The organism is Pricia sp. (genome assembly GCF_041745955.1).
Classification (GTDB): Bacteria; Bacteroidota; Bacteroidia; order Flavobacteriales; family Flavobacteriaceae; genus Pricia.
Genome location: NZ_JBGTHY010000003.1, coordinates 1 through 7,919, shown reverse-complemented (window position 1 = coordinate 7,919; position 7,919 = coordinate 1). Strand labels below are relative to the sequence as shown.

Annotated in this window: 6 protein-coding genes and 1 pseudogene; 6 read left to right on the top strand and 1 reads right to left on the bottom strand. The window is 46.5% G+C overall.

Annotation, left to right across the window (positions count from 1 at the left end):
- The 3 genes and pseudogenes from ACEW8S_RS00175 to uvrB all read left to right on the top strand — a co-directional run.
- Nucleotides 1-213: pseudogene (locus tag ACEW8S_RS00175) on the top strand (ABC transporter ATP-binding protein); the annotation flags it as partial.
- Nucleotides 214-332: 119 nt separating this feature from the next.
- Nucleotides 333-1,172: an ABC transporter permease gene (locus ACEW8S_RS00170; protein ID WP_373516175.1), complete on the top strand. Its 840-nt coding sequence runs from the start codon at nucleotides 333-335 to the stop codon at nucleotides 1,170-1,172.
- A 141-nt stretch (nucleotides 1,173-1,313) separates the two neighbouring features.
- Nucleotides 1,314-3,302: an excinuclease ABC subunit UvrB gene (gene uvrB / locus ACEW8S_RS00165; RefSeq protein WP_373516174.1), complete on the top strand. Its 1,989-nt coding sequence runs from the start codon at nucleotides 1,314-1,316 to the stop codon at nucleotides 3,300-3,302.
- A 718-nt stretch (nucleotides 3,303-4,020) separates the two neighbouring features.
- Here the strand turns inward: uvrB and ACEW8S_RS00160 are convergent.
- Complete coding sequence (locus ACEW8S_RS00160) at nucleotides 4,021-4,446, bottom strand: Hsp20/alpha crystallin family protein (protein ID WP_373516173.1); 426 nt, start codon at nucleotides 4,444-4,446, stop codon at nucleotides 4,021-4,023.
- A gap of 371 nt (nucleotides 4,447-4,817) precedes the next feature.
- Between ACEW8S_RS00160 and ACEW8S_RS00155 the strand changes: the two genes are divergently transcribed.
- The 3 genes from ACEW8S_RS00155 to ACEW8S_RS00145 form a co-directional block, all read left to right on the top strand.
- Nucleotides 4,818-5,915, top strand: a complete 1,098-nt coding sequence (locus ACEW8S_RS00155) for a nickel-binding protein (RefSeq protein WP_373516172.1) — start codon at nucleotides 4,818-4,820, stop codon at nucleotides 5,913-5,915.
- A 312-nt stretch (nucleotides 5,916-6,227) separates the two neighbouring features.
- Complete coding sequence (locus ACEW8S_RS00150; RefSeq protein ID WP_373516171.1) at nucleotides 6,228-7,361, top strand: acyl-CoA dehydrogenase family protein; 1,134 nt, start codon at nucleotides 6,228-6,230, stop codon at nucleotides 7,359-7,361.
- A gap of 150 nt (nucleotides 7,362-7,511) precedes the next feature.
- The coding region (locus ACEW8S_RS00145) for a hypothetical protein (protein WP_373516170.1) at nucleotides 7,512-7,919 on the top strand (408 nt) is incomplete at its 3' end.

Genomic DNA, 7,919 nt, shown 5'->3' with positions numbered 1-7,919 from the left:
GAAATGTTGACCCAATATCTCGAAAAGCACGACAGTTTTGGTGCAATAAAAATCGAAAATAACCTTATTACCGCTATCCTTAAGGAAGAATTGGACGCCACGGAGCTCAACAAAATCCTGTTCACCCAAGGCATCATACTCTCACACCTTGTCAAACGCAAGGAAAGTTTGGAAGAGCAGTTTTTGGAACTAACTAAAAATCAGGCCAATTGAAAGTTGCTATGTGCGATACATCATTCCGCTTTTCCAGGAATTGACAGTAGCCAACCTGCGCACGGCGAGCAACGGCCAACGAACGAAAAACCTTGAATGTTAGTAACAATAATAAAATAATGGTACGACTTTTACAGATTGAGTTTATAAAACTTTGGAACAATAGAACGAGTAGAGTATTGATTATTACATATTTCGTCTTAATCACTTCCATTGCGCTCGTCTCGATGATACAATTCGATTTTGGCGACATACACTTTCAGCTGGCAGACCAGGGCATCTTCAATTTTCCGTACATCTGGCATTTCAATACCTTTTTTACAGCGTGGTTCAAGCTGTTCTTGGCTATTGTCATTGTATCGATGATGTCGAACGAATACAGCAACAAGACCATCAAACAGAACCTTATCGACGGACTGTCCAAAAAGGAGTTCGTACTTTCAAAGTTTCTCACGGTTTTGGTTTTTGCCGGCATTTCTACCGTTTTCGTATTCGTGGTAACCCTCATTTTAGGCCTTATTTATTCCGATTTTAATGAACTATCCATCATCTTTTCGGATCTCGAATATATTTTGGCCTATTTTGTTAAACTTACGGGGTTCTTCTCCTTTTGCCTTTTTCTCGGCGTATGGGTAAAACGATCGGCCTTCGCCTTGGGCTTCTTGTTTATATGGCAGATCATCGAAGGGATTATAACGGTAATCTGCGAACAAAAGCTCTTCGGAACCAAAGACGGTGTTGCGGATATGGTCATGGGCTTCTTTCCCTTACAATCGATGTACAATCTTATCGATGAGCCAATTACAAGGTTGAATGTGATTCAATCGGCCGCTAAGCAACTGGGTGCCGAATTCCAGTTCAGTTATGAGGTACATTGGTACGAGATCGCCATCGTTCTCTGCTGGACGGCTATTTTTGTTTATCTTTCCTATGCCCTACTGAGAAAGCGCGACCTCTAACTCGGTGGCCCATTGCCGGCACGTTCGTTTTTCTACAGAACGGCTTCGGAAAATTCATAAGCATTTTAGCCTAAAGCGATAGCCTTCAAATTATAGCCGAATCTATCCCGACAAACCGACCTTCTTTTGTAATTTTAGGGGATGAAATTTAAGGTAGTATCAGAATTCAAACCGACAGGGGACCAGCCGGAAGCAATCCGGCAATTGACCGAGGGCATGGGGTCCGGAGAACGGTACCAGACACTATTGGGCGTTACCGGTTCAGGAAAGACGTTCACCGTGGCCAATGTTATCGAGAACGTACAGCGGCCTACTTTGGTCTTGGCGCACAATAAGACCTTGGCCGCACAGCTCTATTCGGAATTCAAACAATTTTTCCCGGAGAATGCGGTGGAATATTTTGTTTCCTATTACGATTATTATCAGCCGGAAGCCTTTATTCCCACATCGGGACTTTATATCGAAAAGGATCTTTCGATTAACGAAGATATCGAGAAACTGCGCCTGAGCACTACCTCTTCCCTGCTATCAGGGCGGCGAGATGTTATTGTGGTCGCTTCCGTATCATGCCTGTACGGTATCGGCAACCCTGTTGAATTCAAGAAAAATGTGATTTCCATCAAAAAAAATCAGGTAATTGCCCGTACCAAATTCCTGCATCAACTGGTCCAGGGATTATATTCAAGGACTACGGCGGAATTTAAAAACGGAAACTTTAGGGTTAAAGGGGATGTGGTGGATGTCTTCCCAAGTTATGCCGATCATGCCTTCCGTATCCATTTTTTTGGGGATGAAATAGAGGAAATCGAAGCTTTTGATCCGTTCAACAACAATGTGGTCGAGGTGTACGAAACCCTGAACATCTATCCGGCAAATATGTTCGTTACTTCCCAGGATGTCCTTCAAAACGCCATCCACCAAATTCAGGACGATCTGGTCAAACAGATCGATTATTTCAAGGATATCGGAAAGCCCTTGGAAGCTAAACGCTTGGAAGAACGCACCAATTTCGACCTTGAAATGATCCGCGAACTCGGCTACTGCTCCGGTATCGAGAACTATTCCAGATATTTGGATGGCCGCCTACCGGGCACCCGCCCTTTCTGCCTTTTGGATTATTTTCCCGATGACTACCTCATGATAGTCGATGAGAGCCACGTAACGATTCCCCAAGTACATGCTATGTACGGGGGCGACCGTTCGAGAAAAGTGAATCTGGTGGATTACGGATTCCGGCTCCCGGCTGCGATGGACAACCGCCCCCTAAAGTTCGAGGAATTCGAAGCCTTACAAAATCAGGTTATCTATGTCAGTGCTACCCCTGCGGATTATGAACTGCAATTGAGCCAAGGCGTTTATGTTGAACAAGTTATCCGCCCAACGGGACTCCTAGACCCCGTCATTGAAGTACGGCCCAGTCTGAACCAGATTGACGACTTGGTCGAGGAAATACAGCAACGGGTGGAAAAGGATGAACGTACCCTGGTCACCACGCTTACCAAAAGAATGGCCGAGGAACTGGCGAAGTATTTGGCACGGATCAACGTACGCTGCCGTTACATTCATAGCGATGTCGATACCTTGGAACGCGTGGAAATCATGCAAGACCTGCGAAAGGGAGTGTTTGATGTGCTTATCGGCGTAAACCTGCTGCGCGAAGGCCTTGATCTTCCCGAAGTTTCCTTGGTCGCCATTCTTGATGCGGACAAGGAAGGATTCCTTCGTAGCAACCGTTCCCTGACCCAGACCGTGGGCCGCGCGGCCAGACATCTCAACGGAAAGGCCATTATGTATGCGGACAAGGTTACCGCCAGTATGCAAAAAACCATGGACGAGACCGATTACCGTCGCGACAAACAGGCCGCCTATAATCAGGAACACAACATTACTCCAAAGGCATTGAAAAAGAATCTGGACAGTGCCCTATCCAAAAATTCCGTTTCGACCTATCATTTCCAGAAGGAAGAACTACGTGCCGCCGAACCCGATTTGGACTATCTGACCAAAGACCTAATCGAAAAATTGATCCGCACCAAAAGAAAGGCCATGGAAAAAGCGGCCAAGGAACTGGATTTTATGCAGGCCGCCCAACTGCGCGACGAAATCAAAATGTTGCAGGAACAGGACTAAAGAAGTCTGTCACATCAAACCTGCCTGCCGGCAGTCAGGCGAAGTCGAGATGCCATATTTCAAGTAGGTCACATCGAGCCCGGTCGAGATTCCCTATTACCAATCCTGAATTCTGAACTTTAAATACGTCATTTCGAGCGCCATCGAAAGCTAAATCACAGCGTACAAAATCCATTTTTCAAAAAAATATCTTGGGAGGATTTTCCAGATTTTTTGTTTGCGCTAACGCCAGTTTGTACCTCTTTCTCGTAGAAGTAATCAGGGCGTGTCCAAGCATATAATTCCTACAAATTTTCCTAAATAGAACTTCCCATGTTCCGCTCTTCAGTGTGGAAAATTTTAGGTAAAGAGTCTCGCCAAAGAAGTATTTTACCAAATAAAGTACTATACATTCGCAAAAATGCCTTCTATAACCGGTAAATTTCAAGAAATTTATCCAAATTCCTAACTTATAAACCAAAGCGGCAAATAGAATACTATTAGACATTGGTATACAAATAAATAAGTTTAATTTTTAGATAAGTCTAAATCGCATAAATACTCATTGTTATCAGATAATTCCCTTTTTTTTATCTCATCCAACGATTTATAGCCCCAATTAAAACCCAAAAGAAAAGCGCCCTGATTTCTCAAGACGCTTTCCCTAACTAACCAACTAAACCAACCATTATGAAAACTTACAAAAATTATAAGCCTTTACATAATAACTTACATCTGTTTACGACAATTCTATCAATCTTTTTGGCTTCGGCAGGGCCTCCTCTTTTTTTGGAAGAACGAACCTCAAAATACCATCTTCGTAGTTTGCGTCGATCTTATCATTGTCGACGGTCTTCGGTAAGGTAAAAGCCCTCTTGAAAGAAGTGAATGCAAATTCCCTTCTCGTGTAGTTTTCCTCTTTGGCCTCACCTTCGCTTTTGACCTCCGAAGAAATAGTTAGGACGTCCTTATCGATCTCGATGTTAAAATCGGATTTCTTTCTTCCGGGTACTGCCAATTCCAGTTCAAAACTTCGCTCGTTCTCCTTAATGTTCACAGCTGGGGCGGTGCCGACAGCATTCTCCAATCCACCAAACCAATCTGGCTTGAAAATTTCATTCATTAAAGATGGAAAAACTAAATGGTTTCTCTTCGTAGTATTCATGATGTTTATGTTTTAAGATTAAACTTCGCATTCGCTCTCACCAGGTCAAAGGATATACCAATACCAAAATTATGCCTTTTTGTCACTCCATAAGGCTTATTGAATGTCATTTTGTCTCTTTTGCCCAAAAAATGCATAGCAGCGGCGTCTAATCAACAGGTTAAATTGAACTTGGGGCAAAATCATACCAACTACCTAAAGCCCGAAATCCACGATTCGGTTCTTTTATTCTGAAGAGGAGCTGAACTGTTTTTAATATAAAATGAACCAAATGTCCTATTTTTAATGATGGACAATTCGTTTCTTTAGATAAACATCGAAAAGTGGAACCAATTGTGCTAATTTTATAGAAGCCATAAATTATTTGGGATATGCCTATCTTCATGGATTGCCACATAGTTCCCGGTATCGAGGCCCAAAATGCCGCGGAAGCGCATAGGGAGGATTTGCGCATTCAGGATAAATTCGGATGTAGGTGCATGACCTATTGGGTAGACGAGGAAAGGGGAAGCGCCTTTTGCCTGGTGGATGGCCCTGACGAAGTTTCCGTAAAAAAAATGCACGATATGGCCCATGGCCTCATCCCCCATGAAATCATTCAAGTCAACAGTAATGTGGTCGAGGCGTTCTTGGGAAGGATACACGATCCCGAAGGCTATTATGGCGTTGATCCCGACCTAAAGATCTTCAACGACCCCGCGTTTCGGATCATAATGGTTTCCGGCACCAAGGACACCCGGTTGCAGAAGAAGGCATTGGGCAGGGAAAAGGCCGCAAAATTGATGGCGTTGTACCATGAAATGATGCGGTCGGCCTTACAGGAATATGAGGGCCGGGAAGTGGAATTGGAGGGGGAGGGCTTTATAGCCTCCTTTGTCTCCGTAACCCAGGCCGTGAGATGTGCCCTGGCCCTTCAAAAGGGACTGCACGTGGCGGGGGAGCTCATCGACCTAAGGATCGGCCTAAATGCGGGGATGCCCGTATCAAAGAGCAAATCCCTGTTCGGGAATACCATCGAAATGGCGAAGTACCTGTCGGGCATCGGCCCGGGCAATCAAATTGCCATAGCATCCATAGTCCGTGAAATTTACAAAGAAGATGGCCAAAATACCGTGAACGGAAAGAACCTTTTTAAATGGATCGGCCCCACTGACGAAAGTTTCTTGGGCCTACTTATGAATACTATGGCGGCCAACTGGCAAAATCCCGACGTAAAGGTCGGCGATTTTTGTAGGCAGATGTCCATGAGCAAATCAAAGCTGTTCCGAAGAAGTACCGAGATTACGGGCATGTCGCCCAACAACCTGCTGCGCGAATACCGGCTCCTAAGATCGCTGGATCTTTTGAAGACCGATCGAAATATATTCCAGACCGCTTTCGATGCAGGTTTTACCAGTCCTTCCTATTTTACCAAATGTTTTCAGAAACGCTTCGACATACAACCGCTTTCCTATCAAAAGGAGCAATGAAGTGATTTGAACTTTGGTCGAATTTTACCAAAAATAAAATTATCCGTTATAGAACTTGAAAGGGCAACCTACTAATTTTGAGGTGTTAAGTTGCAAAAAAAAACGGTATGAATAAAGATGCTGGCCTTTATGAATGGAGTATTGGCCCATCTTTCGAACAAAACGAAAAACCGATCAGTATCACCTAATGTTCCCCCAACTATATGTAAAAAGTTAATCGATCAATTCTAAAACTAGGGTATTATTGAACAGACAGCAACTGTATCACGGAAAAAGGAAGACCTTTTAAAGGACTTAGGGGAAATTTTTGAAATGTGTGGGGAAAGGGCGGCGCATTACGATGCGAACAACCTCTTTTTTCAAGAGGATTTTGACGAACTGAAGCAGGCCGGCTATTTATTAATTGCCGTTCCCGAGGAATTCGGGGGCTATGGAATGCCAATGGACGAATGCGAGGCCCTTACCAGAAAATTGGCGTATCATGCCGCTCCCACGGCATTGGCGCTCAACATGCACAACTATTGGGCCGGCCTGGCCGCGGATCTCTGGAGAAATGGCGATACAACGATGCAATGGGTGCTGGAGGAGGCCGGACGAGGCAAAGTCTTTGCGGCGGGCCATGGCGAATCGGGAAACGATATCCCCGTTCTGTATTCGACCTGTAGAGCGGAACGGGTGGAGGGCGGCTATACGTTCACCGGACATAAGATGTTCGGAAGCCTGACCCCGGTCTGTGACTACCTAGGCCTGCACGGACAGGACAATAGCGACCCCGACAACCCCATAGTGGTCCATGCCTTTTTGCCAAGGGATTCCAAAAATTTTGAGATCAGGAATACTTGGGACAATGTCCTGGGCATGCGGGCGACCCGTTCCGATGACACCCTGCTCAACGGGACGTTTATTCCCGATAAATATATCGTGAGGAAACTCCCGACGGGCTTTAAGGGCATCGATGGGTTTATCCTGGGAATTTTTGCCTGGGCGCTGATGGGCTTTGGAAATGTTTATTATGGCCTCGCGCAACGTGTGGTGGACATGGTCTTGGAGTCGGTCAAGAAAAAGAAGTCCGTTGCACTGGATCGTCCGTCCATGGCCCATCTTCCGGGCATCCAGCACGATATCGCTGAAATGATCTTGGAGCTGGAGGGCATTGGGCCGCACCTCGATACCATAGCTCGGGAATGGGGCGAGGGCAAGGCATACGGTGCGCCTTGGGGCGTAAAGATATTCGCGGCAAAATGCCACGCCGTGGAAGGTTCTTGGCGCATCGTTGACAGGGCCATGGATATCATGGGCGGGGCCGGAATCTTGCGGAAATCCGGATTTGAACGTCTGTTCCGGGATGCGCGTTTGGGAAGGGTCCACCCCTCGAACAGCTACATTACCCGCGAGGTTCTGGCAAAAGGAATGTTAGGTCTGGACTTGGATTACCAGCCTCGCTAAAAGAAATCCAAAATTCCCCTTGTACAAGTGAATTATAGGTTCGGACGGTCTTGAATTCCATCCGGGAAGAGCGGAACTGATCACGGACCTTGGCCGCCAACCGATCTTGTCCTCGGAAGGGAACCCGGTCACCTGGGGGCGTGGAGCAAAGTGACCGGTTCCATTAGTGCCGAATGTACCGGAGCGGGAACAAAGGTGACGCTCGATCTTCAGGGCCTGATACCCAACGGGGTCTATACCGTTTGGAACGTCACTTTTAAAGATCCCGGCTTTACCGGGGAGTTCGACAGCCCGGGCCTGCCCTCGAACGTGAAGGCCTTTGGCCCCATCACTCCCAACGATGGCAGCCAGAGCGGGTTTACGGCCTCTGAGAGCGGGGAAGGAAGCATTTCGGCCACCACGCCCCCGGGCACGCTCGGAACTATAGGCGAGATCGAGGCCTGTGCCCTGACCGACGAGCTGGAATGGCACGTGGTGGGGCTGTACCATTCCGACGGCGAGACCCATGGCCCCGTGCGAGGGCCCGACGGCAACCCGGCGGAACAATTTGCATTTATC